The following is a 26958-nucleotide window of genomic DNA, read 5'->3' on the forward strand; positions in this document are numbered from 1 at the left end:
GTGATTGAAAATGAAGAAAAATAATTGTTATTCTTTATTGCTTTAAACGATTGTTTTAATGGTATAAATTTGTCAGTTTATGGCTTGGAATGAGGGTTTTGATAAGCTTGAATTGATGAGCTATATACAGGCGTAATGCCGCCGATGTTAATGATGGGGCGTAAAAAAACGGGTGTTTTTGATACATCTAAGGGACAAGTTTTAATTAGCAGATTAGCTTGCCTGGTTTTTGGGTTATTAAAAGCGGCAAATATAGGATGGAGTTAATCCGGGGCCGGGAAAGTTTTGGCATCGTCTTGCTGCAACGCCCTTGAAATGCAGGGTACCAACCCCATCTGCCCTTGCATGTTTGAAATAAGTTTTGATGGAGTTTCTGATGAGTAACGAAAACGTACAAGAGCAGGCTGTAGAAAATTTGGAAGCAGCCGTTGAGGAAGTTGCCGAAAGCACTACGCTGGAAGCGCAATTGGCCGCTGCAACTGCAGATATTGAAAAAGCTCGCCAAGACGTGCTCTATGCCAAGGCCGAGGCTGAAAATAATCGTCGCCGTGCTCTTGAAGAAGTCGACAAAGCCCGTAAATTTGCGGTTGAGAAATTTGCGATTGAGCTGTTGGCTGTAAAAGATTCGTTGGAAATGGCTTTGGCTGATCAGACAGGTGAAGTAGAAGCACTGAAAAATGGTGTTGAACTCACGTTAAGACAGCTGACCGCCGCGTTTGAAAAATCGCATCTGCTTGAAATCAACCCGGTGGGGGACAAGCTGGACCCGCATAAACACCAGGCTATTTCAATGGTGCCAAGCGATGCAGAAGCTAATACCGTGGTGCAAGTGATGCAAAAAGGCTATGAATTAGCTGGCCGCGTGATTCGCCCTGCGATGGTGATGGTTGCTGCAGCGAAGTAAAAATGTGAAAGGCCTGTGGATATTGGTGAGCGCCGAACACTGAAAAAACACTCAACACTTTAAGTTTAAAGAGTTTTTTTGTCAGGATTGGTGTTCTTTCTGTGCTCTGTGTCTACAGGTTTTTTAAGATTTGCGGGTTTGAGTCTTTTGAAAAAATACTCTTGAAAATGCTCGATGCATCCCCACTTTGTGAACATGGTTGTTAATTTACCGCCGCCCAAGGGCTGCGAGCAGATAAGGAAAAATTAAAAATGGCAAAAATGATTGGTATTGACCTAGGTACAACGAACTCTTGCGTAGCGGTGTTTGAAAATGGTCAGCCTAAAGTAATTGAAAATGCAGAAGGTACACGGACAACACCTTCCATTATTGCTTACCAGGAAGATGGTGAGATTCTGGTTGGTGCACCGGCTAAGCGCCAGGCTGTAACAAACCCGAAAAACACTTTGTACGCGGTAAAGCGCCTGATTGGCCGCAAGTTTGAAGATAAAGAAGTGCAAAAAGACATCGACCTGATGCCTTTTGCCATCGTTAAAGCCGACAACGGTGACGCATGGATTTCGGTTCGCGACAAAAAAATGGCGCCACCGCAAATCTCAGCAGAAGTGCTGCGCAAAATGAAAAAAACCGCTGAAGATTACCTCGGCGAAGAAGTAACCGAAGCCGTTGTGACTGTTCCGGCCTATTTTAACGACGCGCAACGTCAGGCTACTAAAGACGCTGGCCGTATTGCAGGCCTTGATGTAAAACGCATTATCAATGAGCCAACTGCTGCTGCGCTGGCCTTTGGTATGGATAAGAAAGAAAAAGGCGACAGCAAGATTGTTGTATACGACTTGGGTGGCGGTACATTCGACGTTTCGATCATCGAAATTGCCGATGTAGATGGCGACAAGCAGTTTGAAGTATTGGCGACTAACGGCGATACATTCCTGGGCGGTGAAGACTTTGACCAACGCATCATCGATTACATTATCGATGAATTCAAAAAAGACACCGGCATCAACCTGAAGCAAGATGTAATGGCTCTGCAACGCCTGAAAGAAGCGGCAGAAAAAGCGAAGATCGAATTGTCTTCCACCACACAAACTGAAATCAACCTGCCGTACGTCACAATGGATGCAACAGGTCCTAAGCACTTAACGCAAAAAATCACCCGCGCTAAGTACGAAAGCCTGGTTGAAGACTTAGTAAAACGTACCATCGAGCCTTGCCGTATTGCCTTACAGGACGCTGGCCTGAAAATTACTGATATCGATGACATCATCCTGGTTGGCGGTCAGACCCGTATGCCAATGGTGCAGGATAAAGTTAAAGATTTCTTTGGCAAAGAAGCTCGTCGTGACGTGAATCCGGACGAAGCAGTTGCTGTGGGCGCTGCACTGCAAGGCTCGGTACTGTCGGGGGATCGTACTGACGTATTGCTGCTGGACGTGACTCCGTTGTCCCTGGGGATTGAAACCATGGGTGGTGTTCTGACTAAGCTGATCAAGAAAAACACCACGATTCCTACCAAGGCATCGCAAGTGTTCTCGACAGCAGAAGACAACCAGACCGCCGTAACCATCCATGTACTGCAAGGTGAACGTGAAAAAGCTTCTGCAAATAAGAGCCTGGGCCAGTTTAACCTGGGTGATATCCCGGCAGCGCCACGCGGCGTGCCACAGGTTGAAGTGACTTTTGATATTGATGCAAACGGTATCTTGCATGTAGGCGCTAAAGACAAGGCCAGTGGTAAAGAAGCACGTATCACGATTCAGGCATCCAGTGGTTTGTCAGAAGCCGAAATCGAAGCAATGGTTCGCGATGCAGAAATGAATGCTGAAGAAGACAAGAAATTGTCCGAATTAGTCGCAGCTCGCAATCAGGCTGACGGCATGGTTCACTCGGTGAAAAAATCACTGGCTGAATTTGGCGACAAGATTGGCGCTGATGAAAAAGCCAAGATCGAAGCCGCTATGGCCGAAGTTGAGCTGGTGCTTAAAGACCACTCAGACGATAAAGAAAAAATCGAAGCAGCAACGGCAACGCTGACCGAAGCATCGCACAAATTAGCCGAGCAGATGTACGCTCAGCAACCTGAAGGTGCAGCAGCAGGTGATGCTGCAGGTGCAGAAGCCGATGCCAAAAAAGATGACGGCAATGTAGTGGATGCTGAATTCACCGAAGTAAAAGACAAATAAGCCACGCTTATTTAAATGAAACAGGCCCGCTTGATGCGGGCTTGTTTTTTTGTGGATGTGAATATAAAAGTTCTGCAGACACAGAGCTAAATGAGGACATGGAGAACACAGAGAAAAACAAATAAAATCAGGTGCTGTCAGGATTTCTACACTACATATGCTCTGTGTTCTTCCGGATTTCTGTGTCCATAGATCTTTTTTTGCCGTCGGGATTCAAGCCAGTTTAAAACGGCTGATGGATTGTTTTAGGTTGCTTGCTAATTTCACTAAGTTTTTGGATGAATTGGCGACTTCTTCTACTGCCGCGCGGTTTTCCTCGGCCATTTGTGCGATGCGTTCTACATTCTGTGCCAGATCGGTGCTGACTGAGCGCTGCTGGGATAAGGAGGAGGCAATGTCGTTAATTGATATTTGCACCTTGGATGAGCCTGCTTTAATTTGCTCCATCACCTGATTGGTGTGATCGGATGCGGTAGAAACCTGGCTGACGCTTTGCTGGCTCGATTGCATACCGCTTACTGCTGCGCGTGTGCCTTGCTGAATGGTCTGGATCATGCCGGTGATTTCCTGCGCCGAGCTGGTGGTGCGTTCTGCCAGTTTGCGCACTTCATCGGCGACCACGGCAAAGCCACGGCCCTGCTCCCCTGCCCGGGCGGCTTCAATGGCGGCGTTCAGGGCCAGCAGATTCGTTTGATCGGCTACGTCTTTAATGACGGTCGCGATATTACCAATATGGATAGAGCTTTGCTCCAGGCTGGCAATCTGCGTGCCAGTGCTGTTGACGTTTTCCAGCACCGTATCAATCAGAGAATTGGATTTTTTAACTTCTTCGCTGCCAGAATTCGCCAGATTACCGGCGTCACAGGCCTGCTGGCTGGCTTCGCCGGCACTGGCTGAAACGCTGTCTATGCTTACCGTCAGCTCTTCCACACTGGCCGCCGATGAGGATGCAGATTCTGACTGGGTTTGAGAGCTGATTGCCACTTGTTGTGATGCACTGGCGAGCAGATCAGACATACTGACCAGCTCATTGCTGTTGCTGATAATGCTTCTGATCGTGGCTTTTAAATCATCCTGCATTTTTAAAAGATCAGTCTGCATAGCGGCCAGCTCGTCTTTACCTTCTACAACAATATGCTCGCTTAAATTGCCTTCACGGATTTTTTCTAAAGACAGACGCACATGGCTGATCGGTGTGGTGATGCTTTTGGTCAGGACTATCCCTAAAAACACTGCAAGTACAACGGCAATGAGGGTGAGAATGGTGGATCTGGTTTTGGTTGTGGCAAGCTCTTGAGTGCTGATGGCCATAGATTCATCAGATATTTTTTTATTCAAATTAACCAGAGCGCTTAATGCATCGTGATAGGGTTGAAATGAGGCCGTTACCGTGGTGGACATCAGCTCTGCAGAGCGCTTGAAGTCATTGGCTTTCCCGGCAGCAAGTGCTGGTTTGGCCGCCTCCAGGTAGTGCGGCCACAGCTCGTCTACTTTTTTTAGCAGCTCGGCTTCCGGCGGGGTTAATGTGGTTGCCCTGTATTTATCCAGCAGCTCTTTTAGCTTGCTTTCATTGGTTTTCATCTCTTCGTCGATCTTCGCCATTTTATTGTCATCGGTTTCCAGCGAAATCGCATAGACGGCCCGGTTATGGTAAATGGCCTGCATATTTGCATTGGCTAAATCCATAATCGGCACCAGCTGATTGTTGTGCATATCTGCAGTAAGCGCTTGCATGGATGCGGCGCTGTGAAAGCCAAGTGTGCCTAAAATTAAGGTGATGATGGCACAAGACAAAAATCCGGTAAGTAATCTGCCGCCAATTGAAAACTGATTCAGGATGTTCATGGCATACCAAGTGTAAGGGGCCTGGCTTATTCATAGAGTGGCACAGTCCGCTGCACAAGGGCTAACGTATAAAGGGGAGCTGGGGGGCTTGTAGATTGGATACTTCGCCCCAATGTGCAATCCGTTGATGAATTCGTGGGGCGCGGCCTCCTGTGCAGGATTAAAAAGATGGCTAAAAAAGATTTTTACGACACGCTGGGTGTGAACCGCGATGCGGGTGATGACGAAATTAAAAAAGCGTATCGCAAACTGGCTATGAAATATCATCCGGACCGTAATCCGGATAGCAAAGATGCAGAAGAAAAATTTAAAGAAGGCAAAGAAGCCTACGAAGTCTTATCCGATGCACAAAAGCGTGCAGCTTATGATCAGTACGGTCATGCAGGTCTTGATCAGCAATCAGGCATGGGCGGTGGTGGTGCAGGCTTTGGTGATGCCTTCTCTGATATCTTTGGTGATATCTTTGGCGCGGCGGGCGGGGGCGGTCGCGGCGGGCGTTCCAATGTTTACCGTGGAGCCGATCTGCGTTACAACTTGGAAATCAGCCTGGAAGAAGCAGCTCGTGGTGTAGAGCGCCAGATCAAGATTCCATCGCATGAAGAATGCGGTAGCTGCCACGGTAGCGGTGCCAAAGCAGGCACGCAGGCTAAAACCTGCCACACCTGTGGTGGTCATGGTCAGGTTCGTGTTTCGCAAGGTTTTTTCAGCCTGCAACAAACTTGCCCGACTTGCCACGGCAGCGGTAAATATATTCCGGATCCATGCCGCCCATGTTCCGGCACGGGGCGGGTGAGCACGCATAAAACGCTGGCGGTGAAGATTCCTTCCGGCGTGGATGAAGGCGATCGTATCCGCTTAAGTGGTGAAGGTGAAGCCGGGGTCAACGGTGGCCCATCGGGCGATCTGTATGTGGTGATTCACGTAAAAGCACATTCGGTATTTCAGCGTGATGGTAATGATCTGCATTGTGAAATGCCGATCAGCTTTACTATTGCAGCTTTGGGTGGTGAGATTGAAATTCCGACACTTGATGGCAAAGCACGGATTACTATTCCTGCCGAAACGCAAAGCGGACAGCAATTCCGTCTGCGCAGCAAAGGCATTAAAGGCGTACGTAGCGCAATTACCGGTGATTTAATGTGCCATGTGATTCTGGAAACGCCCGTTAAGCTGACATCGCGTCAGAAAGAGCTGTTGAAAGAATTTGAAGAAATCAGCCAGGGTGATTCGGACAAGCACAACCCACGTGCTAAATCGTTTATGGATAAAGTAAAAGACTTTTTCGCTTCATAAGTCTAATGAAGTCTTTCTTTTGCAAAGAGAGCTTTTTAGTGTAAAAAAATAGCGATGGCTTAGCCATCGCTATTTTTATATCTGCTGGTTTAATCAAAGATAAGTGTTTTTGTGTGTTTTAAAAGATAGCCCATTTTATATTGGGTTTTATAAGGCAAGAGCAAAAAATGCAAATGTCTTTGTTGAGTAATCTGTTATATGCGCTTTGCAAGCATAGGCGCAAAATTTACCAGCAATACGCCTATTGCAATAAGTGCTGCACCTAAAATTCGCAAGCTACCAATCTCTCGTATTGGCAAGCCTAAAATACCAAAGCGATCAAATAAGAGAGAAGCAATAATCTGGCCGCTAATAATTAAAGACACCATTGCCGCTACGCCAATTTTGGGTGCCAGTAAAGTCGTTCCAAATACAAATAGCGCTCCCATTAGCCCGCCAGTTAACATCCACCACGATGCATTCCCCAAGCTAGCCAGCCCTGTCCATTTTTGTCCGCTAAGCAAAGTAATTAAAGCCAGTGTCAGAGTGCCAATCGAAAAAGAGATTAAAGCCGCCAGTAGCGTACTGCCACCAATCACGCCTTTGAGCTGGTTGTTAACGGCAGATTGCAGTGGCACGATCAGGCCAATGATGAGGGCGAGCAGAAAGTAGGGAAGTTGCATGGGTTTTGTGAGTGATAAGTAAGCAGGGGAAATAGGCTAGCATGTTTTTTCGGAGGGAGGGAGTGGATGCAGGGGGTACTCGAAGCGAAGCGTAGTGCGCCGCCGCCCGGCCAACCCCGCTGCCCGTATCATCAATAATCACGGTGTATTGTGCTTTTCAGGGAGAATAAATATTCCCCCTGAAAAGCGTCGGGTACACCCTGCGATGCACCCGGCTACCCAGGTCCTATTTATTAAGCCTTGTGATAAACCTCGGCTCCTTTTTTGATAAATTCAACTGATTTGGTTTGCATGCCGATCTGATTGGCGTCAGCTTCTGCAATGCCTTGTTTGGCTGCAAATTCGCGTACATCCTGAGTAATTTTCATCGAGCAGAAGTGCGGGCCGCACATCGAGCAGAAATGCGCCACTTTGCCGCTGTCTTTAGGCATGGTTTCGTCGTGGAAAGAGCGGGCGCGATCCGGGTCCAGGCCCAGATTAAACTGGTCTTCCCAGCGAAATTCAAAGCGCGCTTTGGATAGTGCATTGTCGCGAATCTGCGCGCCGGGGTGGCCCTTGGCCAAGTCTGCTGCGTGGGCCGCCAGCTTATAAGTGATGATGCCCTCTTTTACATCGTCTTTATTGGGCAGGCCTAAGTGCTCTTTCGGGGTGACATAGCAAAGCATGGCGGTGCCGTACCAGCCAATTTGCGCCGCGCCAATGGCCGAGGTGATGTGATCGTAGCCGGGGGCGATATCGGTGGTTAGTGGCCCAAGCGTATAGAACGGCGCTTCATGGCACCATTCCAGTTCCTTATCCATATTTTCTTTGATCAATTGCATCGGTACATGGCCCGGGCCTTCGATCATTACCTGCACATCGTGCTGCCAGGCGATTTGCGTGAGTTCCCCCAGTGTTTTCAGCTCGCCCAGCTGTGCTTCATCATTGGCATCCCAGATCGAGCCTGGGCGCAGGCCATCACCCAGGCTGAAGGCCACATCGTAGGCTTTCATGATTTCACAGATGTCGGCAAAGTGGGTGTAAAGGAAGTTTTCCTGATGATGCGCCAGACACCACTTAGCCATAATCGAGCCGCCACGGCTCACAATGCCGGTCATACGGCCTGCCGTCATCGGCACATAGCGCAGCAATACGCCGGCATGGATGGTGAAGTAATCCACGCCTTGCTCGGCTTGCTCGATCAGTGTGTCTTTGAAAATTTCCCAGGTCAGATCTTCAGCCTTACCGTTTACTTTTTCCAGTGCCTGATAGATAGGTACGGTGCCAATTGGTACCGGGCTGTTGCGTAAAATCCACTCGCGGGTCTCGTGGATATTCTTGCCGGTGGACAGATCCATGATGGTGTCTGCACCCCAGCGAATTCCCCATGTCATTTTTTCTACTTCTTCGCTGATGCTGGAGCTGACGGCGGAGTTACCAATATTGCCGTTGATCTTGACCAGGAAATTACGCCCAATAATCATTGGCTCGGATTCCGGGTGGTTGATGTTGTTCGGAATAATGGCGCGGCCACAGGCGATTTCGCTGCGGACAAATTCTGGGGTAATTTCGTCCGGCATCACCGCGCCATAGTTTTGGCCTTTATGCTGGCGATTCATCATGGTCAGCATTTTCTCGCCGGTTGGGCTGCTGTCACGCAAGCTTTGCAGGTAAGCCGCACGGTTCATGTTTTCACGAATCGCCACGTATTCCATTTCTGGCGTGATGATGCCTTTACGGGCGTAGTGCATCTGGCTGACGTTGCAGCCTGCTTTGGCTTTGCGTGGCTGACGTTTTAGCTCAAAGCGTAATTCATCCAGCTTGCTGTCGCTTTCCCGCATACGGCCATAATCGCTGGTGAGCTGGCTGAGCAGCTCGGTGTCGTCCCGCTCGCTGATCCATGTGCTGCGAATGGCTTGCAAGCCTTTGCGTACATCAATTTTTGCATCCGGATCGGAATAAGGACCGGAGCAGTCATAAACAAAAATAGGCGGGTTTTTTTCGGTAGCACCGCTAATACTCATTTGTAGCTGCGTGTCGGCCTGGCTGATTTCACGCATTGGTACACGGATGTCGGCGCGTGAGCCCTGAACATAAATTTTGCGCGAATTGGGGAGTGGCTGGATGGCTGCGTCGTCAACGACGGCGGTGGATGCTAAAAACTGGGCTTTTGCGTTCATGCTCTACTCCACAAAGGCGCGGGTGAGCTAAACGAAGTATCTAGCTCGCTTCCCTACGCCGGTATTAACCGAATCAGGTTCAGAGGGTATATCTCATCCGCGCCTGATATTGACGCAGAACCCCTAGCGATAAAAAATCAGCCTAGACGGTATCGAAAAATGGCGGAAACAGCAAATTTAAGATCAAATAGGCCCGATTTGTATCAAGGTTTGTTGTGGGGGGGGAGCGGGGCCACTCTCCACTCCCGAGTCCCTGCTCCTCATTAAACCCTTGCGGCTTTTTACGCTATAACCACACTGGGCTTGGTCTGTGGGATAATTGCCGAAATTTTCAAATGCTGGGTTTGATCCTGGCTCGCTTTGGGGTAATTAAAATGGATTGGGAAAACGCGCGTTATTTATTGGTTGAGCAGCAAATCCGCCCCTGGGATGTGCTGGATCAAAAGGTGCTTAACCGTGTATTGGCGGTAAAGCGCGAAGACTTTGTGCCTGCAGATAAAAAAGAGCTGGCTTTTGTGGATATCGAGCTGCCGCTGGGTAATGGCACGCAGATGCTGGCCCCTAAGATGGAAGCCAAGCTGCTGCAGGATATTGATCCGCAGCCAAGCGATAAATTGCTAGTGGTGGGGGCGGGCACAGGTTACCTGATGGCACTGGCTGCTGGTCTGGTGGCGCACGTTTATGGGGTGGAAATCGATGCTGCGCAGGCAGATACTGCCCGCGCAAATCTGGCTGCTGCCGGGATTAAAAACGCAACAGTAACGCAGGGCGATGCGCTTGCCGCAGCCCAGGTGCAAGGCCCTTTTAATGCGATTATTGTGACCGGCTCTCTGGTTGAAGTGCCTGCGCTACTGAAAGATCAGCTTGCTGTGGGTGGCCGTTTGATTGCGGTGGTGGGCGAGCTGCCCATTATGTCGGCAACGCTGGTGAGCTGTGTGGATAAAGGCAGCTTTGGGTTTCGCAAATTATTTGAATACAATTTACCACGCCTAAAAAATGTGGCTGAAAAAACGGCTTTTACATTTTAAAAATATCTTTGAAGTCTGCAGGCATAGTGTATTTTCGGCCCGCTCTCGGGGAAAGCCCGGCTAGGTAAAAGGTGCTGATTAATTTGGTTTTGTCATTTCTGTCCGGTGGGTACCCTGTGCCTGCCGTGTACAGGGATGACGATTTAATCCAGTAAATCAGCAGCTCCAAAATAATCAGCAAAAAGTATTGATTTAAATACTTGCCCTGATTTCAAGCTTACCGCCGAATCTTTGTGTGTTACAGATTTAATGATTTTGTCATTGTGTTATTGGGGCTTTTTATATGCAACAGATTAATCCTCTTGAATTATCTCAATGGCTAAATGAAGCAGAGCGTGCCAGCCCGATGTTGCTGGATGTGCGTGAAACGGGCGAGTATGAGATTTGCCATATTGCAAATAGCCAGCTGATTCCTATGAATACAATTGCCCACCGTTTTGCCGAATTAGATGAAGATGCAACAATTGTGGTGATTTGTCATCATGGTATGCGTAGCTATCAGGTTGGCTCGTTTTTAGAGCGGCAGGGGTTTGCCAATGTGATTAATTTAAATGGCGGTATTGCACGCTGGGCCGAGGAAGTCGATTTAACGATGGCTAAATATTGATCACAGGCGCTCTATTTATGTGAATAAACGTAGTAAGAAATAATTTAATATGCCAGATGAATTGTTTTTAATTCGCAATGGCTTCCATCGCGTTCTTTGAGTTGTTATAGTCTCCCCGCTTGTTTGCCCGCACTCCATGCCTTTCAGAAGATATTACTCATCATGAAATTATTCAGACACTCTGCTGCTATTTCACTTTCGCTGCTTTTAGCTGGCCCCGTGTGGTCGGCTACCTGTTTATCCGGCTCTGGTGATTGTCAGACTATACCGGATGATCCTTCAGCGCTCATGAATCAGAGCACGCTACAGGGAAATACCCAGGGGCTCTCTCAGTCGGCGGTGCAGCAGAACCAGCAAAGTCAGCAGAATCAACAAAATCAGCAAAGCAAAAGTTTCTCTTCGCAATTACAAATGCCCATGGCACCTGTTTCTTGTGACGAGGTGAGCGGGAAGCTCACGCTGGATCGCAATAATAAGTATAAAGCGGCTTTGCCGCTGAATGATTTTCAGAAATACCTTTGCAGCAGTGCAAATCTGCCTTTGCCGGTGTTTGGCCAGCAGATATTCCAGATGCAGCAGTCGCCTTACTCACCTTTTGAAGCAGCACCGGTTTCTGCCGATTACTTGATTGGGGTTGGGGATAATTTCTCGGTACGGCTCTGGGGCCAGCTGGATGCAGATTTGCAGCTAAAAGTGGATCGCTCAGGGGCGGTGTTTATTCCACGTGTGGGCAATGTGAGCGTCGTCGGTATTCCTTTTGGCGCGCTTAAACAGCATTTAAGTCGTGAAGTGGGCAAGGTTTACCGTAATTTCGATCTGGCTGTCACGATGGGCCAGCTTAAAAGCGTGCAGGTTTTTGTCGTGGGTTTTGCGCAAAATCCTGGCAGCTATAGCCTGGGATCGCTTTCTACCGTGGTCAATGCTTTGTTTGCTGCGGGCGGCCCTTCTGCTAACGGCTCCTTGCGTAAAATCCAGGTGAAGCGCGCTGGCAAAGTGGTTAATGAATTCGACTTATACGATTTGCTGCTGAAAGGCGATAAAAGCCATGATCTGATGTTACAAGGCGGTGATGTGGTGTATGTGCCGCCGGTTGGCGGGCAGGCGGCTATTTCTGGCAGCGTAAAAGTACCTGCCATTTATGAAGTAAAGCCAGGCGAAAATTTACAAGATTTAATTAACTGGGCCGGTGGCGCAGGAAATTTTGCACAAGATGGCAAGGTATCGATTGAGCGGGTTGTGGCGCAAAAATCCCGCAAGGTGGAATCCGTAGAGCTGGCCAAGGCGGCTGGCTTTGCCGTGCGTGGCGGTGATGTAGTGCAGCTTTATGCTTTAAGCCAGAAAATTGAAAATATGGTGTCTTTGCGTGGCAATGTGGCGCAATCGGTGCGGATGCCCTGGTTTGAGGGGATGAAGGTGAGTGATTTAATCACCAGTAAAGATATGCTGATAGCGCCGCGCTTCTGGGAAAATAAATATCAGGACAAAACGGCAACAAATAAAGATTTGCAGGAAGAGGCGGATCAGGAAGAGCTGCAAAAACAGCAGCAAAGCATACAAATGCTGAACCCTCAGAATACTTTTAACCCGCAACAAACACTGCCCAAGCGCAAAGTAGATCGCACGCTGTTAGGCGCTTTGCGTGGTAATCAGCAGGAAATCAACTGGAATTACGCTGCGATCGAGCGCATTAATGAGCTAGACAGCACAACAACGCTGCTGCCGTTTAATCTGGGGGCGGTAGTACTAAAGCATGATGCGTCACAAGATAAGCTTTTGGCTAAGGGTGATGTGGTTCATGTTTTCTCTAAAACAGATATCCGCGTTTCTATCCAGCAAAAAACACGCTTTGTGCATATCGAAGGCGAAGTAGCCACACCGGGGATTTATCAGGTGAGTGAAGGGGAAACGCTGGCAAACCTGATTGATCGCATCGGAGGTTTAACTTCCAGTGCCTATCTTTATGGTGTCGAGTTTTCCCGTGATGAAGTGCGCAAAAAGCAGCAGGACGAGCTGGAGCGCCTGGCTGATTATGTTGAGCGTAATGCACAAACATCAGCAGGGCAGCAGGCACAAAACGCTTTGAATGAAGGCGGCGTAAAGGCCGCAACTATTCAGGCCGATCAGCAAAAACTATTGGCGCAAAAAATCCGCACGACCAAAGCCGATGGCCGCGTGGTGCTCGGCTTAAGCCCGCAGAGCAGCAAGATTACAGATATTCCCGAGCTGGCACTGGAGGATGGCGACCGTGTTTTTATCCCTGCACGCTCTGCAACGGTGGCGGTGATGGGCTCGGTATTTAGCCGTAATAATGCGTTTATTTTCAGCAAAAACCGCAAGGTGGGCGATTACCTCAATCTGGCTGGCGGCCCGACAGAAAGTGCGGATAGCGACAGCATTTTTGTGGTACGCGCCGATGGCTCGGTAGTCAGTGCCAAGCAGTTTGGTTTACTCTCTGGCTCCTTTAAAAGTGTAGCGTCTTTGCCTGGTGATGTGATTGTGGTGCCGGAGAAGTTTGACCGTACCGGATTTGTGAGAAATGCCCTGGATTGGACGCAAATTCTGGCTAACTTCGGTACCGGTTTGGCAGGGATTAAAGTCTTGGGTGATTTGTAAACCGCGATGACTTCAGGCGGGTGTAGGCCGCTAGTTTATCCGGAAAAATGGCAGGTTTCAGCCGCCTTGCGAAAACGACAATAACGATTAGAAGCCCATGGAAAATAAAACAATGATTCAGGAAAACGATCAGGATGATGAAATCAGCCTGATCGATTTATTAATCGTCCTGGCTAAACACAAAAAACTGATTTTTGGTTTGCCTGCCGTGTTTGGTATTCTGGCTTTAGTTTATGGCTTTGTTGCTACTCCTATTTTTGAAGCTAAAACGACCATCTTGCCGCCACAGCAGCAGCAATCCTCTGCATCGGCGATGCTGGCGCAACTTGGAGGGCTGGCAGGCGGGGCGGGTGCGGCTCTGGGAGTGAAAAGCCCGAATGATATCTATATCGCCATGCTGCAAAGCCGCCGTCTGGAAGAAAAACTGGTTGAGCGTTTTAAGCTGCAAACGGTATACGAAACTAAAACGGCGGGTGATACCTTGCTTGCTCTTGAGGGCAGTAGCAAGATTGCAACCGGTAAAGATGGCCTTATTTCGATTGCGGTTGAAGATAAAGATCCAAAGCTGGCTGCTGCGATTGCCAATGCCTATGTAGAAGAGCTGCGTAATTTAAGCAAGGTGTTAGCCGTAACGGAAGCTGCGCAGCGTCGTCAGTTTTTTGAAGGGCAGATTACAACGGCTAAAAAAGAGCTGGCAGATGCTGAAGTTGCTTTAAGGCAATTACAGGAACAGACCGGTGTATTGCAGCTCAACGAGCAGGGCAAGGTGGCGATAGAAGCATTGGCCAGTTTGCGTGCCAAAGTATCGGCCAAGCAGGTGCAGCTGAACGCCATGCGTAATTTTGCCACCGAAAACAATCCTGAGTTGCAAAGAGCCAAAGCAGAGCTCGATAGCCTGCAGACCCAGCTGGCAGATATGAGCAAGGGTGGGGAAGAGAATGAAGATGTTTTAATTGCCAAGAGTAAAGCCCCGGGAGTTGGCCTGGATTACCTGCGCAAAATGCGTGATGTGAAATATCAGGAAACATTATTCGAGCTGATGTCCAAGCAATATGAAATTGCCAAATTAGACGAAGCCAAAGATGGTGCCAATATTCAGGTGCTAGATAGTGCTATTCCCCCAGAGAAAAAAGCCAAACCTAAGCGTAGTATTTTGATTTTACTCGCTTTATTTGCGGGCTTCTTTTTGGCAATTCTGGCGAGCTTTATCTTAGAAGCAATGAATAAAATGGCTACAGATCCGGAACAGAAACAGCGTCTGGATTTATTGAAGAATACATGGAAGGGTAGAGCATGATTTTAGTAACCGGTGGTGCTGGCTTTATTGGCGGTAATTTTGTGCTGGATTGGTTAGCTGGCACAGATGAGCCTGTGATTAATGTGGATAAGCTAACTTATGCCGGTAATCTGGATACATTAGCGTCTTTAAAAGACGATGCCAGGCATATTTTTGTGCGTGCCGATATTGGTGATAAAGCCGTGATTGGCGAATTGCTGGCCAAATATCAGCCACGTGCAGTGATTAATTTTGCTGCCGAATCGCATGTGGATCGCTCTATCAGCGGGCCGGGTGAGTTTATCCAGACCAATGTAGTGGGTACGTTTAATTTGCTGGAAAGCGTGCGTGGCTATTGGGCTGATCTGGCGACAGAGGCCAAGGCTGCATTTCGCTTTTTGCATGTTTCAACAGATGAAGTCTATGGCTCTTTAGCCAGTGATGATCCTGCCTTTACCGAAACCAAAACGTATGAGCCAAACAGCCCGTATTCGGCCTCCAAGGCCGCATCGGATCATCTGGTTCGCGCCTGGCATCATACTTATGGCCTACCGGTACTAACCACCAATTGCTCAAATAATTACGGCCCTTACCATTTTCCGGAAAAACTGATTCCGCTGGTGATTTTGAACGCACTGGCTGGCAAAGCCCTGCCAATTTATGGCGATGGCCAGCAGATTCGCGACTGGCTGTATGTAAAAGATCATTGCAGCGCCATCCGCCGTGTACTGGAAGCGGGTGTGGTGGGCGAAACTTACAATGTAGGCGGCTGGAATGAAAAGCCGAATCTGGATGTGGTTCACACTATTTGCCAGATTCTGGACAAACGCCAGCCACGAAGGGATGGCAAAGCGTATGCCGAGCAAATCACATATGTAACAGACCGCCCGGGTCACGATAAGCGTTACGCCATTGATGCGAGCAAGCTGGAGCGTGAGTTAGGCTGGAAGCCGGCGGAAACCTTTGAAACAGGCATTGCCAAAACGGTTGACTGGTATTTAGAGCGCCAGGACTGGGTGCAAAATGTGACATCCGGTGCTTATCAAAACTGGATTGAGCAGCAGTATGCTTAGGTGGTGAGCTGGGCGTTAGCTCTACCAGCCTCTTCTGGTGTGCCGTGCTTTGTTAAATACTTACAAACACTGAATGATCACAGGGCAGGTCAAGCTCGCGTATTTTCTGCTGCGGGTTGTACCTGCCTTTGCAAAAAAACATTTTGCAGAGCCAAAGCATGATTAATAACTTTAAACATCAACTCAAATGACAAAAAGCGTAATGGATATGGCTTCTAACTCTTCGTTGCCCACTTGCCGCATTTTGCTTACCGGCAAAAATGGCCAGCTTGGCTTTGAGCTGCAGCGTAGCCTTTCCGTACTGGGGACGGTGATTGCGGTTGATCGGGATGACTGTGATTTAAGCGATCCGGAGGCGATACGTGCGCTGGTGGCTAAAGTGCAGCCGCATGTGATTGTGAACCCGGCTGCGCATACCGCTGTGGATAAAGCAGAGAGCGAGCCAGAGCTGGCGCACGCCATCAACAGCATCGCCCCGCAGATATTTGCGGAAGAGGCCGCCAAAATTGGCGCATTGCTGGTGCATTATTCTACCGATTATGTGTTTGATGGCACAAAAGACGGCTGGTATAGCGAAACCGACACACCGAACCCGCAATCTGTATACGGCAAAACCAAATTAGCCGGGGAGCTGGCCATTGCTACAGCCAACCCAAGGCACCTGATATTCAGAACCAGCTGGGTGTTTGGCGCGCATGGCGCTAATTTTATGAAAACCATTCTGCGTTTGGCTGGCGATCGGGAAGAGCTGAAAATTATTGCCGACCAACACGGCGCACCGACTGCAGCCAGTCTTTTAGCCGATGTGACGGCCCACGCAATTCGGCAAATTTTAGTTGCTGAGCCATCCCCAACTCTCGACTCCCCACTCCCTAACTTATATGGTACATATCATCTGGTAGCCGGTGGCAGTACAACGTGGCATGGCTATGCGCAAACGGTTGTTGAGTTAGCAAAGTCGGCTGGCATAGCGATTAAAGCCGCACAAATCCTGCCTATCCCGGCCAGTGCCTATCCTTTACCTGCAGCCAGACCTGCAAATTCGCAGCTCAATACGCAAAAGCTGCAAGCGGCATTCGGGCTTTGCCTGCCGGATTGGCAAACAGGCGTGGCTCAGGTGATGACCATTTTAAGTGAAAAGTAATATAAGCGTTTGCGAGGAGGGGGAGTAGGCTGTGTAGCTGGATCTGCAGCCTGTTAGTCTTCAGACGCGTTAATGCACATATCGTAGTGCGGGCAAAACCTGCCAGATCACGTAAACGAGAAAAAAATGACGACTTCTAATACACCATCAGCAATCCGCAAAGGCATTATTCTGGCTGGCGGCAGCGGCACACGCCTTTACCCCGCCACGCTGGCAGTCAGTAAGCAGCTGTTACCTATTTACGATAAGCCAATGATTTACTACCCGCTCTGCACCTTGCTGCTGGCCGGGATTACGGAGATTTTGATCATCTCCACCCCACAAGATACCCCGCGCTTTGAGCAGCTGCTTGGCGATGGCAGCCAGTGGGGCATCAGGCTGCAATACGCCGTGCAGGCCAGCCCGGATGGCCTGGCCCAGGCTTTTCTCATTGGTGAAGAATTTATTGGTAAAGACAATTGCGCCCTGGTGCTGGGAGATAATATCTATTACGGCCACGATTTTGCTGGCCTATTGCAAGACGCATCCGCCAAAGCCAGTGGTGCCAGCGTCTTTGCCTACCGCGTGACGGATCCAGAGCGCTATGGCGTGGTGGAATTCGATGCGGAAGGTAAAGCCGTTAGCCTGGAAGAAAAACCAGCGCAGCCAAAATCAAACTATGCAGTTACGGGGCTGTATTTTTACGACAACCGCGTAATAGAAATCGCCAAGGGCATTAAGCCATCCGCCCGAGGCGAGCTGGAAATCACCGACGTAAACGCGGCCTATTTAGCTATGGGCCAGCTGGACGTACAAACCATGGGCCGAGGCTACGCCTGGCTGGATACCGGTACCCACGAATCCTTACTGGAAGCCAGCCAGTTTATCCAGACCATTGAATCGCGCCAGGGCTTAAAAGTATGCTGCCCGGAAGAAATTGCCTACCGCGCAGGCTGGATTGATGCCGCACAGATAGAAAAACTGGCCCAGCCTTTAAAGAAAAACGCCTACGGCCAGTACTTATTGAACATGCTGAAAGACAAAACATTCTGATGATTTTTTGTCATGAGCATGGTGAACAAGCGCTGTGATTATCTGGCAGCACTTCGATATATAAAATATTTTTATCAGGGGCAATAAGCAGGGCTGGTTTAAATTAGCTTTGCTTAAAAAGTGCAATATGAAAATCATTGATACAGCAATTAGCGACGTTAAAATCATTGAACCGCAAGTCTTTGGCGACGATCGTGGTTTCTTTTATGAAAGTTTTAACCACGCCAAATTCGAAGCCAGCATTGGCCGGAAAGTTGAATTTGTGCAGGATAACCATTCCCGCTCTGTAAAAGGGGTATTGCGTGGTTTGCATTACCAATTGCCCCCGCATCCCCAGGGTAAATTAGTGCGCTGCACTTTGGGTGAAGTCTTTGATGTAGCCGTAGATATCCGCAAATCTTCCCCAACCTTTGGAAAATGGGTGGGAGCTACGCTGAGCGCAGAAAATAAACACCAGATGTGGATACCGGAAGGCTTTGCCCATGGCTTTGTAGTGATCTCTGATGTGGCTGAGTTTTTATATAAAACAACAGATTACTGGTTTCCGGAATTTGAGCGATCAATATTATGGAATGATCCGGAATTAAATGTTGATTGGCCTTGTTCAGATCAAGTGCAATTATCTGCCAAAGATAAATTAGCTAAGGTATTGGCTAAAGCAGAATATTTTAATAATCATAGCGTGGTGATGGAATGAAAGCAGTTATTTTAGCGGGTGGTTTAGGTACGCGAATTAGCGAAGAAACATCAACACGCCCAAAGCCAATGGTTGAAATTGGTGGTAAACCCATCCTGTGGCATATCATGAAAATTTATTCCCACTATGGGATTAATGATTTTGTGATTTGCTGTGGCTACAAAGGCTATGTAATTAAAGAGTATTTTGCGAATTATTTTTTACATACATCAGATGTTACTTTTGATATGAGTAATAACACAATGGAAGTGCATCACCGCTATGCAGAGCCATGGAAGGTGACGCTGGTGGATACCGGAGAAAGTACGCTTACCGGCGGCCGTTTGGCACGGGTTAAAGATTATGTAAAAGATGAAGAAGCATTTTGCTTTACTTATGGTGATGGTGTGAGCAATGTAGATATTACGAAGCTGATTGCTTTTCATAAAGAGCAGGGTGTTGATGCTACATTAACAGCGACTTATCCGCCTGGCCGTTTTGGTGCTTTGGATATCAATTCCAATAAAGTGTCCAGCTTTAAAGAAAAGCCGAAAGGTGATGGCGGCATGATTAATGGCGGATTTTTTGTCTTGTCTCCCAAAGTAATTGATTTAATCAGTGGCGATCAGTGCACCTGGGAGCGTGAGCCATTAGAAATATTGGCAGAAAAAAAACAATTGGCGGCATACCCGCATGAAGGCTTCTGGCAGCCTATGGATACTTTAAGAGATAAGGTTTACTTAGAAGAATTGTGGGAATCTGGTGATGCACCCTGGAAGGTTTGGTAAAGGCCATATGATGAATAAAGCGTTCTGGCAGGGTAAAAAAGTATTCTTAACCGGGCACACCGGTTTTAAAGGGAGCTGGCTCTCTTTATGGCTACAGCAAATGGGGGCAGTGGTGACTGGTTTTGCGCTGGCGCCTGCAACTTCGCCCAGCCTTTTTGAAGAGGCGAATGTCGCTGCCGGTATGAAATCAATTATCGGTGATATTCGGGATTTTGCTGTGGTGCAAGCGGCTCTGAAGGAATCTGCTGCCGAAATTGTGATTCATATGGCTGCCCAGCCTTTAGTGAGATATTCCTACGCTAATCCAATTGAAACCTACGCCACCAATGTGATGGGGACGGTGCATTTGCTGGAGGCAATACGCCAGGCTGAGGGTATTAAAGCCGTGGTGAATGTGACCAGCGATAAATGCTATGAAAATCAGGAATGGCCTTGGGGTTATCGTGAAAATGAGCCTATGGGCGGGCATGATCCATATAGTAATAGTAAAGGTTGCTCGGAATTAGTAACACGTGCCTATCGTGATTCCTATTTCGGTAGTCATCAACAGGTGGCATTGGCATCCGGCCGAGCTGGCAATGTGATTGGCGGAGGGGATTGGGCTGGAGATCGTTTAATTCCTGATATGATTCGCGCTATTGAAAATAACACTGAAGTTGTGATTCGTAGCCCCAATTCAATTCGCCCTTGGCAACATGTATTAGAGCCACTCAGCGGTTATTTAACTTTGGCCGAGCACCTATATACTCAAGGCCAGGCTGTTGCAGGGGGCTGGAATTTTGGCCCGCATGATCATGATGCCAAACCGGTAGGCTGGATTATTGAGCAGCTAACAAAAATATGGGGTGATGGTGCGGCTTATCGTATTGACACCTCTGCAGCAACCTTGCACGAAGCACATTATTTAAAACTGGATTGCTCCAAAGCGCATATGCAATTGAACTGGCAGCCCAGATGGTCTTTAAGCCATGCATTGCTAAAAATATGTGAATGGCACAAGGCGCAATTGCAAGGGGGTGATATGCATCTGATTACCTTGCAACAAATTAAAGAATATGAAAACAGCTCATTTTCTGTTTAATAAAAACTAACACCATTAAGTATCAGGAATAAATCGTGGAAAAATCTCAAGAAATTCGTTTGCAAATTGCTAAGTTGGTAGAAGAATTTGCTGCTATTACCCTAGCCCCGCGTGAATTTACCGCCGGTACTTCGGTTGTACCGCCATCAGGTAAAGTGCTGGATGCGGCTGAGCTAAAAAATATGGTCGAAGCATCTCTGGATGGCTGGCTGACTACAGGTCGTTTTAACGATGCTTTTGAACAGCGCCTTAGCGAATATCTGGGTGTTAAATATGTATTAACCACTAACTCCGGATCATCTGCTAATTTGCTGGCTTTTTCGGCGCTTACTTCGCACAAATTAGGCGCGCGTGCTATTCAGCCCGGTGATGAAGTAATCGGCGTAGCCGCAGGCTTTCCGACTTCAGTGAACCCAATTTTACAATTTGGGGCTGTGCCCGTATTTGTAGATGTGGATATCCCAACCTACAATATTGACCCGGCTAAAATTGAAGCGGCAATTAGCCCAAAAACTAAAGCCATTATGCTGGCCCATACTTTGGGTAATCCATACAATCTGGAAGTGATTCGTGAGATTTGTACCCGCCATAAACTGTGGTTAATTGAAGATTGTTGTGATGCGCTTGGCACCACCTACAATGGTCAATTAGTAGGCACTTTTGGTGATATCAGCACACTGAGCTTTTACCCTGCCCACCATATCACTATGGGTGAAGGCGGCGCGGTATTTACCAATAATTATGAATTAAAACAAATTATTGAATCATTCCGTGATTGGGGACGTGATTGCTATTGCGGGCCAGGTAAAGACAATACCTGTAATAAACGCTTTTGCCAGAAACTGGGCAATTTGCCAGAAGGCTACGATCATAAATACACCTATTCACACTTGGGCTACAACTTAAAAATCAGTGATATGCAAGCCGCGTGTGCCCTTGCGCAAATGGATAAATTAGAAGGCTTTATTGCTGCCCGCCAGGCTAATTTTGAATACCTGAAAGAAAAATTAGCAACATGTGCAGAGTTTCTTATTCTGCCAGAAGCCACCGCAAACAGCTCGCCATCATGGTTTGGTTTCCCAATTACTATTCGTGAAGAGGCCGGCATCAATCGTGTCGATTTACTGAATTACCTGGACCAAAACAAAATTGGCACGCGCTTGTTATTTGCCGGCAATTTAACCCGCCAGCCCTACATGATCGGCCGTAATTTCCGTATTAGCGGCGAATTAACAAACACCGATTTAGTTATGCACAATACTTTCTGGATTGGCGTTTATCCCGGCCTGAGCACAGAAATGCTTGATTTTGTAGTTGAAAAAATTGAAACATTTTTGGGCGTGAATTTCTAATGGATAAGCGGGGAGAAAGTGTTTTTCTTGAGGATTTTGATAAAGTAATTTCTGAAAAGTTAAACTGGGAGAAGTTCGCAGGGAAAACAGTGCTTATTACTGGTGCTGCAGGTTTTCTTCCCGCATATTTAGTTTGCTCATTATTAAGATTAAATGATAGTAAGAAACTCTCTAAACCTGTAAGAGTTTTAGGTCTTGTCCGGAATATAGAGCGAGCAAATAAAAGGTTTCATAGCTATTTAGACAGAAGTGATTTTGTTTTATTAGAAGGGGATGTGACTAATTCATTTAATATGTCTAATGAAAGCATTCACTTTATAGTTCATGCAGCGAGTCAAGCTAGTCCTAAATATTATGGCTCTGATCCAGTTGGCACGTTATCGGCTAATATATTAGGCACTGCCAATTTATTAAAATTAGCTACTATCCAGCCCGTTGATTGTTTTTTATTTTTTAGTAGCAGTGAAATATATGGGCAATTATCTGAAGCGGCATTAGAAGCTCATGAATCATCCTGCGGCAGTTTAGATCCTATGAACGTACGTTCTTGCTACTCTGAAAGTAAAAGAATGGGGGAAACAATGTGTGTGTCGTGGTGGCATCAGTATCAAGTTCCGATACGTGTGGTGCGACCCTTTCATACCTATGGCCCTGGTATGTTATTAAATGATGGGCGAGTTTTTGCGGATTTTGTAGCGAATGTTGTAGAAGGTAAAGATATTACAATGAATAGTGATGGTTCTGCTATTCGTGCATTTTGTTATTTGGTTGATGCAACTATCGCATATTTTTATGTAATGCTTAATGGCGAAAATGGTCAAGCATATAATGTTGGCAATGATGAAGAAGTCTTGTCAATTGCAAACTTAGCAGAAAAAGTTGCTCAAATTATTCCAGATAAGCAGGTGAAAGTAATTTTTAACAAAAGAGAAGAAACTGCTGGCTATATGAAAAGTAGCGTAAATCGTATTGTTCCGAATGTTAGCAAGCTAAGGGCATTAGGCTGGTCTCCAAATTATGATGTTGATTCTGGGTTCCGTAGAACAATATTGAGTTATTTATAAAGTATGTTTTACCACTAATGCACATGGGTACAAGCGGAAATGAAAGCAAATAATATTAGAAATACAATATTAGAAATGGCATTTAGTGGTGCAACAGTTCATGTGGGCTGTGCTTTTTCTATTGTTGAAATTTTAACGGTTCTATATAGAAATCATTTGAATTTCCCTGCAAATGATGTTGAGTCACCAGTTAGAGATTATATGGTACTTAGCAAGGGGCATGGTGTGATGGCCCAATATGCGTGTTTGCATGAAAAAGGCTATTTAGCGAGTGAAGATATTCAGCAGTATTTTAAAAATGGCACACGGCTGAAAGGATTGGCAGATGCTCATATCCCGGGTATAGAAGCAACGACTGGCTCTTTAGGGCACGGTCTTTCAGTTGCGGTGGGCCTTGCTCTGGCTGCTAAGTTAAATAAAACAGAGCAAATGTGCTATGTGATTGTAGGCGATGGTGAAATTAATGAAGGCCCAATTTGGGAGGCCGCTCTATTCGCAGCTCAATTCAAATTAGATAATCTAATTGTCATTGTTGATAAAAATGGTTTCCAAGCCATGGGCACAACAGATGAAGTAATGAGCCTTGGAAATATTGAGGCTAAATTTCTAGCTTTTGATTTTGATGCAGTAACGATTGATGGTCACTCAGAATTAGAATTGGATATCGCAATGAGTACTTTTAAAGCAAATAAAAATGGCAAGCCCAAAGTGCTCGTGGCAAATACAGTAAAAGGTAAGGGCGTTTCCTTTATGGAAAACGATAATATCTGGCACTACACTCGTTTGAATAATGAAACCTATGCTGCTGCAGTGGCCCAATTGCAGGGAGAAGAATAATGAGAGCTGCATTTTCAGATGCGCTGGTTGCTGCTGCTAAAGCAAATCCTAAAGTTCTGCTGCTGACTGGCGATCACGGCTATGCATTATTTGATGTCTTTCGTAAAGAATGCCCGCAGCAATATATAAACTGCGGAATTGCTGAACAAAATATGGTTGGTGTTGCTGCTGGGCTGGCAAAAGCGGGCTTTATACCTTTTGTATATGGATTATCCGCTTTTGTTCCTATCCGGGTATTAGAGCAAATTAAAATTGATGTTTGCTATGAATCACTAAAGGTTATTTTTATTGGTGATGGAGCGGGCGTTGTTTATAGCCACCTAGGATCAAGCCACCAATCCACTGAAGATATTGCTGCATTAAGGGCTATACCAAATATCAATATCCTATCTCCTGCAGATCGCTTTGAGTTAAGTAACTCAATGGCTTTGGCTCTTGCATCTGAGCAGGCCACCTATTTAAGGATGGGAAAAGCAGATTTAGGGGATATCCATACTGGCCCAACTAATAGCAGCATGGGGGCATTAGTGCCTGTTGTTATAAATCAGCTCGCAGATATATTAATCCTAGCTACTGGTTCTATGGTAGGTGTTGCTAATCAGATTGCTGGTGAAAATAAGAATATTGATTTGTACTCAGTTCCCTCTATTAAACCAATTGATGTAAAGAGTGTGTTAGATATTTGTACAGGTAGAAAGAAGATATTTGTTTTAGAAGAACACTCTAAATATGGCGGTCTTGGCTCATGTATTGCAGAAATTATTGCGGGTAAAGTGCTGTGTGATTTTAAAACTATAGGTATTGATGATCGCTTTTCTGAGCTCTGTGGTGATTATGCTTATTTAATGGAAGAGCATGGTTTAAATATGGATAAGCTTGATAAGCTTATTGTTTAGTTTCTTTAAGCTAGGATTGATAGTAGTTTATATTTTTTATTAAATTGAATGATTTTATTGGCCAGTATTAATGCGCATAATCGTTGGGAATGTATTAAAGAAGGTTGGCATAGATAGGGCTGTTTCCTATGTCCTCTTTGCCAGAGGATGGAGTGTATTTGCAGGTTTAATTACACTGTACTTTATTTCTCATCATTTAACTAAGGTGGAACAAGGATTCTACTACACCTTTGCAAGTGTTCTGGCCATGCAAGTTTTTTTTGAGCTTGGATTTAGTAGTGTAATTTCGCAGTTTGCCAGCCATGAAATGGCAAAACTAGCTTGGAAAGATGGTGTAATCACAGGAGATGAACAAGCCAAATCCCGCTTATTTTCGCTCTTTAAATTAGCGATAAAATGGTATGGAGTCATCGCCATATTAATGCTGGCGATTGTTACACCAGCTGGATATTGGTTTTTTAATTCTTCATATCCAGATTCACCAGTAAACTGGTCTTGGCCGTGGATCGTATTGGTACTGTGTACTTGTGGAAATTTATTTATCAGCCCGGTTATTGCGCTTTTAGAAGGGACGGGTTTGGTGGCTGATGTCGCAAAAATGCGTCTTTTTCAGTCTGTTTTTTCCAGTACTGCAGCTTGGTTGGCTTTATATTTTGGCGCAGGTTTATTTGCTGCAGCGATTATTGCTCTGGTTACTTTGTGCAGTAATTTTATTTGGATTAGTTTGAGTAAAAAGATGTTTTTATATAGTGTTTATATTAGTCAGAAAAGCGAAAATATCATTAGTTGGAAAAATGAAATTTTCCCTATGCAATGGCGTATTGCAATTAGCTGGTTAAGTGGATTTTTTATTTTCCAATTATTTACTCCTCTCACATTTAAATATCATGGTCCTGAGGCTGCAGGGCAGCTTGGGATGAGCTTTTCAATTGCTAATGTGCTTAGTTCTTTAGCCATGGCATGGATCACCACAAAAACACCATGGTTTGGTCAGTTGATTGCTAGTAAAAATTTTAATGAACTTGATCTGCTCTTTAAAAAGGTATTCTGGCAATCGTGGGGTGTATTGTTTGTATTTGTTATATTGTTTACAATTGCATTATTAACTATTAATTATTTTAATCTTCCCTTTGCGTATAGACTGCTTAAGCCACAAGAATTTTTATTGATTTTATGTGCAGTATTAGCCAATCATATTGTTTTTGCACAGGCCACTTATGTAAGAGCGCATAAATGTGAGCCATATCTAAAACACGCGATTGTGTTAGCAGTTTCTATTGGGGTTTCAAGCTGTCTTTTAATTAAGTATTTTGATGTTTTTTATATGCTTTTTTCATATTTCATGATATCAGTTTTTATCGGTGTCCTATATTCAAATTATATATATACACATTTTAAAAAGAGAAGAAGATGATTTTATTGTCATGGTTGGTATTCGAATGAGAGTTGAAATATGAATAAATTATTAACAATTTCTATTCCAACATATAACCGATCATCTAATTTACAATTACTACTTGATACTTTAATTGTAGAGTTAAACGGTTTTGAAAACTTAGTTGAAGTAATCGTCTCTGATAATGCGTCGACAGATACCACTAATAGTGTTTTGCTTGATTTTAAAGAAAGATTTCCTAGCGCCGTTATCATAAGAAATGAAAAAAATGTAGGGCCAGATTTAAATATAAGTGCTTGTTTTAATAGTGCAACATCCAAATATGTATGGATTATTGGTGATGATGACTTGCCAAAGTCTGGGGCGATAAAAGAGATCGTATCTTTATTAAATAATAATAACCCTCACATGGTTTATCTACAAAGTGAATGGGTTGTAAAAATTAATAATGCAGATCAAGGTGTAAGAAATAATTCATATTTAATTCAAAAAATGAATCGAGAAGAATTAGCCCAGCAAGTTAATGTATGGTTCACCTTTATTTCTGGTGTCATAGTAAATAAAACATATTTGCGTACGTGTGTTACAGGGGCTGAAACTCCTCGATTCCTTGGAACATATTTAGTTCAGCTGGAATGGGTACTTGATACACTGAAGTATGGAAATGATTTTCTGTATATAAGCTCACCATGCGTACTTGCAACGGCTGGTAATTCTGGAGGCTATACTCCACTTACGGTTTTTGCTGTTAATTTTCCTTGTATTGTTAAGCAGGTTTTTGGTAAGACATCAACTGTCTATAAAAATATTATGACTTCAACCGTAGTAAAGTTTTTTCCAAGTTTTTTTTGGTGCATGCGGTTTAACCATAGTGGTGGTTTTGAAAAAGAAAGTCCATGGCATTTAATTAATACTGAACTAGGTGAGTATAAATATTACTGGTGCATCTTGATGCCTATTGGGAGATTCCCAAAATATATATCCAAACTTTTCTTATGGACATCTCAAATTATTTTGAAATGTATTAAAAAGTAAATTTGCATTTACGC

At 45.7% G+C, this 26958-nt stretch carries 22 protein-coding genes and 1 riboswitch; of the genes, 19 read left to right on the forward strand and 3 right to left on the reverse strand.

Features of this window, described 5'->3' with window-relative positions:
* The first annotated feature begins 376 nt into the window (after positions 1-376).
* Positions 377-904, forward strand: a complete 528-nt coding sequence (gene grpE / locus EJO50_RS16040) for a nucleotide exchange factor GrpE (RefSeq protein WP_125975845.1) — start codon at positions 377-379, stop codon at positions 902-904.
* A gap of 251 nt (positions 905-1155) precedes the next feature.
* Positions 1156-3087, forward strand: coding sequence for a molecular chaperone DnaK (gene dnaK / locus EJO50_RS16045; protein WP_125975847.1), 1932 nt, complete (start codon positions 1156-1158; stop codon positions 3085-3087).
* A 213-nt stretch (positions 3088-3300) separates the two neighbouring features.
* On the opposite strand, the gene EJO50_RS16050 is transcribed toward dnaK, so the two are convergent.
* A complete protein-coding gene (locus EJO50_RS16050; RefSeq protein WP_125975849.1) occupies positions 3301-4932 on the reverse strand; it encodes a methyl-accepting chemotaxis protein in 1632 nt (543 codons plus the stop codon).
* Between the two features lie 168 nt (positions 4933-5100).
* Between EJO50_RS16050 and dnaJ the strand changes: the two genes are divergently transcribed.
* Positions 5101-6225 carry a molecular chaperone DnaJ gene (gene dnaJ, locus EJO50_RS16055; RefSeq protein WP_125975851.1) on the forward strand — a complete coding sequence of 375 codons (1125 nt, stop codon included), beginning with the start codon at positions 5101-5103 and terminating at the stop codon, positions 6223-6225.
* A gap of 194 nt (positions 6226-6419) precedes the next feature.
* On the opposite strand, the gene EJO50_RS16060 is transcribed toward dnaJ, so the two are convergent.
* Together EJO50_RS16060 and thiC are read right to left on the reverse strand one after the other, a co-directional pair.
* The gene (locus tag EJO50_RS16060) at positions 6420-6887 is read right to left on the reverse strand and encodes a DMT family transporter (protein WP_125975853.1); all 468 of its coding nucleotides are present in this window, start codon (positions 6885-6887) and stop codon (positions 6420-6422) included.
* 233 nt (positions 6888-7120) lie between these two features.
* Complete coding sequence (thiC, locus tag EJO50_RS16065; RefSeq protein ID WP_125975855.1) at positions 7121-9046, reverse strand: phosphomethylpyrimidine synthase ThiC; 1926 nt, start codon at positions 9044-9046, stop codon at positions 7121-7123.
* Between the two features lie 33 nt (positions 9047-9079).
* Positions 9080-9181, reverse strand: a riboswitch (TPP riboswitch).
* Positions 9182-9381: 200 nt separating this feature from the next.
* On the opposite strand from thiC, the gene EJO50_RS16070 reads away from it, so the two are divergent.
* From EJO50_RS16070 to EJO50_RS16145, 16 genes are all read left to right on the forward strand, one after another.
* Positions 9382-10074, forward strand: a complete 693-nt coding sequence (locus EJO50_RS16070) for a protein-L-isoaspartate O-methyltransferase family protein (protein ID WP_233702122.1) — start codon at positions 9382-9384, stop codon at positions 10072-10074.
* Positions 10075-10357: 283 nt separating this feature from the next.
* Entirely contained in the window at positions 10358-10681 is a 324-nt protein-coding gene (locus EJO50_RS16075) for a rhodanese-like domain-containing protein (RefSeq protein WP_125975857.1), read from the forward strand.
* Positions 10682-10843: 162 nt separating this feature from the next.
* On the forward strand, positions 10844-13294 hold the full coding sequence (locus EJO50_RS16080) for an SLBB domain-containing protein (protein ID WP_125975859.1): 2451 nt from the start codon (positions 10844-10846) through the stop codon (positions 13292-13294).
* 97 nt (positions 13295-13391) lie between these two features.
* Entirely contained in the window at positions 13392-14591 is a 1200-nt protein-coding gene (locus EJO50_RS16085) for a GumC family protein (RefSeq protein ID WP_125975861.1), read from the forward strand.
* Positions 14588-15643: a dTDP-glucose 4,6-dehydratase gene (rfbB, locus tag EJO50_RS16090; RefSeq protein ID WP_125975863.1), complete on the forward strand. Its 1056-nt coding sequence runs from the start codon at positions 14588-14590 to the stop codon at positions 15641-15643. The genes EJO50_RS16085 and rfbB overlap by 4 nt, the downstream gene beginning before the upstream one ends.
* Positions 15644-15830: 187 nt before the next feature.
* The gene (gene rfbD / locus EJO50_RS16095; RefSeq protein WP_233702123.1) at positions 15831-16787 is read left to right on the forward strand and encodes a dTDP-4-dehydrorhamnose reductase; all 957 of its coding nucleotides are present in this window, start codon (positions 15831-15833) and stop codon (positions 16785-16787) included.
* Positions 16788-16913: 126 nt separating this feature from the next.
* On the forward strand, positions 16914-17819 hold the full coding sequence (gene rfbA / locus EJO50_RS16100) for a glucose-1-phosphate thymidylyltransferase RfbA (protein ID WP_125975865.1): 906 nt from the start codon (positions 16914-16916) through the stop codon (positions 17817-17819).
* 127 nt (positions 17820-17946) lie between these two features.
* Positions 17947-18516: a dTDP-4-dehydrorhamnose 3,5-epimerase gene (rfbC, locus tag EJO50_RS16105; RefSeq protein WP_125975867.1), complete on the forward strand. Its 570-nt coding sequence runs from the start codon at positions 17947-17949 to the stop codon at positions 18514-18516.
* Positions 18513-19283 carry a glucose-1-phosphate cytidylyltransferase gene (gene rfbF, locus EJO50_RS16110; protein WP_125975869.1) on the forward strand — a complete coding sequence of 257 codons (771 nt, stop codon included), beginning with the start codon at positions 18513-18515 and terminating at the stop codon, positions 19281-19283. Before rfbC ends, rfbF begins: the two co-directional genes overlap by 4 nt.
* Positions 19261-20364 carry a CDP-glucose 4,6-dehydratase gene (gene rfbG, locus EJO50_RS16115; protein WP_233702124.1) on the forward strand — a complete coding sequence of 368 codons (1104 nt, stop codon included), beginning with the start codon at positions 19261-19263 and terminating at the stop codon, positions 20362-20364. Before rfbF ends, rfbG begins: the two co-directional genes overlap by 23 nt.
* A 35-nt stretch (positions 20365-20399) precedes the next feature.
* Entirely contained in the window at positions 20400-21716 is a 1317-nt protein-coding gene (gene rfbH, locus EJO50_RS16120) for a lipopolysaccharide biosynthesis protein RfbH (protein WP_125975871.1), read from the forward strand.
* On the forward strand, positions 21716-22780 hold the full coding sequence (locus EJO50_RS16125) for an NAD-dependent epimerase/dehydratase family protein (RefSeq protein ID WP_125975873.1): 1065 nt from the start codon (positions 21716-21718) through the stop codon (positions 22778-22780). Before rfbH ends, EJO50_RS16125 begins: the two co-directional genes overlap by 1 nt.
* Positions 22781-22819: 39 nt before the next feature.
* Positions 22820-23617, forward strand: a complete 798-nt coding sequence (locus EJO50_RS16130; RefSeq protein ID WP_125975875.1) for a transketolase — start codon at positions 22820-22822, stop codon at positions 23615-23617.
* Positions 23617-24513, forward strand: coding sequence for a transketolase family protein (locus tag EJO50_RS16135; protein WP_125975877.1), 897 nt, complete (start codon positions 23617-23619; stop codon positions 24511-24513). Before EJO50_RS16130 ends, EJO50_RS16135 begins: the two co-directional genes overlap by 1 nt.
* 70 nt (positions 24514-24583) lie before the next feature.
* Positions 24584-25927, forward strand: coding sequence for an MATE family efflux transporter (locus EJO50_RS16140; protein WP_125975879.1), 1344 nt, complete (start codon positions 24584-24586; stop codon positions 25925-25927).
* A gap of 39 nt (positions 25928-25966) precedes the next feature.
* Positions 25967-26944, forward strand: coding sequence for a glycosyltransferase family 2 protein (locus tag EJO50_RS16145; protein ID WP_125975881.1), 978 nt, complete (start codon positions 25967-25969; stop codon positions 26942-26944).
* Positions 26945-26958: the final 14 nt, after the last annotated feature.

The sequence above is a fragment of the Iodobacter ciconiae genome (assembly GCF_003952345.1).
GTDB classification, from domain to species: domain Bacteria; phylum Pseudomonadota; class Gammaproteobacteria; order Burkholderiales; family Chitinibacteraceae; genus Iodobacter; species Iodobacter ciconiae.